Origin of the sequence: Nakamurella sp. (assembly GCF_048594475.1) — a bacterium.
Taxonomy (GTDB): Bacteria; Actinomycetota; Actinomycetes; order Mycobacteriales; family Nakamurellaceae; genus Nakamurella.
Map to the genome: position 1 here is coordinate 1 of NZ_JBMDXT010000140.1, position 1,760 is coordinate 1,760.

A 1,760-nucleotide genomic window follows, 5' to 3' on the forward strand; every position below is an offset into this window, starting at 1 on the left:
CCCCCGGGGGGTGGGCCGCCCGCCGGCGGCCCGGCGGCGCCACCGCGCGGCTCCCCCGGGTTGGCCCCGGGTGCCGGGCCGGAGGCCGGGCCACCCCCCCCTGCCGGCCGGGCGGACCAGTCGTCGTCGCCCGGAGTCGCACGTTCAGGCATGGCGACCGCTCCCCGGTGAGGTCGGAAGAGCGGTCGGACGGGCGGCTCCGCACCCTCCACCGCCCCTGATGTCACCGGCCCGGCCGGCCGGGCGGGCGGCGCCCCCGGCAGCCGCGGACCTGCGCCGTCGCCGCGGCTGCGCCGCGCACGACACGTTCCGTCGCCCCATCAGGCCCCCCGGCGCCGATCGCGGGCGCCTCGTACCGGCAGTCCCCGCACCGTATGACACTTGAATCGGACACCGTCGCCCGCCTCGATCCCGGATCGTAATGCACCGATTCGGTGACCGACAGCGGGATTCTCCCCGGTCTTTCCGCCCAGGGGATCCCCCGTTCGGGCGAACTCGAACACACCCAGTCATCGGCCACGCGGCCCGCGGGTGACGTTCCGGTCGGCGGCCGACCGCGTTCGCCGAACTCGGGACCCCCTAGACTGCCCGGACGGCACGCCTGCGTGACGATGATCCGACCGGATCGGATGAGGGGCTGGTCGAGGGGGTGGCACCGTGAGCACGATCGGCCGGGCGGTGGGCATCGATCTAGGGACGACCTACTCGGCCATCGCCGCCCTGGGACCCGACGGGCGTCCGGTGATCCTGGCCAACCGCGAGGGCGAACGGATCACCCCATCGGTGGTGCTGTTCCACGACGACGGCGCGCTGGTCGGCTCGGCCGCCAAGCAGGCGGCGGCGGATGCCCCGGACGACGTCGTCCAGTTCGTGAAGCGCCGCATGGGCGACCGGTCCTGGGCGTTCGTCACCTCCACCGGCGAGGAGGTGGACGCCGAATCCGTGTCGGCCGCGATCCTGCGCCGGCTGAAGGTCGACGCCGAACTGGCCCTCGGCGAGCCCGTGACGCACGCGGTCATCACCGTGCCCGCCTACTTCGACGACGCCCGGCGGCAGGCCACCATCGACGCCGGCGAGATCGCCGGATTCACCGTGCTCGGGGTGATCAACGAGCCGACGGCCGCCGCGGTGCACGACGGCCTGGAGACCGGCATGCAGGGCAACGTCCTGGTCTACGACCTCGGCGGCGGCACGTTCGACGTGACCGTCATGCGGATCGATGGCAACGACTTCCGGGTGCTGTCCGTGCAGGGCGATCGCAACCTGGGCGGCTTCAACTGGGACAACGAGCTGATGCGGTACATCGCCGACCAGGTGCACCGCGAGTCCGGCGTCGATCCGCTCGAGGACGACCTGCTCGAGGCCGAGCTTCGCGACAAGGCGGAACGGGCCAAGCGGGCGCTGACCACGACCCCGGAGACCCGCGTGGTGCTGCGGGTCGATCGCCGGTCCTACTCGGTGAAGGTGACCCGGGCCCTCTTCGACGAGCTCACCCGTGGCCTGCTGGCCCGTACCCGCAGCAACGTCGAGCTGGCCCTGGCCGACGCCCGGCTCGCCCCGTCGGACATCGACGAACTGCTGCTCGTCGGCGGGTCGACCCGGATGCCCATGGTCCGCGAGCTGCTGACGGCCATGATCGGGCGCCCGCCGCGCGCGGGCGGCTATCCGGACGAGGCCGTCGCGCTCGGGGCGGCCGTGCAGGCCGGGCTGCTCGCCGCGGCCACGACCCTGCCGACCGCCGGCTCCCCGGCCGCGCCCGC

At 74.0% G+C, this 1,760-nt stretch carries 1 protein-coding gene; it reads left to right on the plus strand.

Annotated features, from left to right (window positions below; translation table 11 throughout):
- Positions 1 to 657 precede the first annotated feature (657 nt).
- The coding region (locus ACOJUF_RS07105) for an Hsp70 family protein (protein WP_420121164.1) at positions 658 to 1,760 on the plus strand (1,103 nt) is incomplete at its 3' end.